This is a genomic window from Colwellia marinimaniae, from assembly GCF_002207865.1.
In the GTDB taxonomy this organism is placed as follows: domain Bacteria; phylum Pseudomonadota; class Gammaproteobacteria; order Enterobacterales; family Alteromonadaceae; genus Colwellia; species Colwellia marinimaniae.
On sequence record NZ_BDQM01000391.1, the window covers coordinates 1 to 252 of the forward strand.

1 pseudogene is annotated in these 252 nt (G+C 57.9%); it reads left to right on the forward strand.

Annotation, left to right across the window (positions count from 1 at the left end):
• Positions 1-252: pseudogene (locus MTCD1_RS19780) on the forward strand (type IV conjugative transfer system coupling protein TraD); the annotation flags it as partial.

Genomic DNA, 252 nt, shown 5'->3' on the forward strand with positions numbered 1-252 from the left:
TCGCCTGGCGTTTCGTCAACATCATCGCCCGCGCCCTGATCGAGCTGGGCCGACGTCCGGACTACCTGCAGATCCAGCGACATGTGGTCAACATCGACGCACTGTTCATCGAATACGCCCAGCAGTTTTTCGCCAAGACTGATCCGAAAGCGTGGGAGGTGATCGTCCAGCTTGAAGGCAAGCTCACCGAGAAAAACATTCCCCGGCATATGATCGGGCGCGAAAAGCGTGTGGTGGCCATCGAGCAGTACC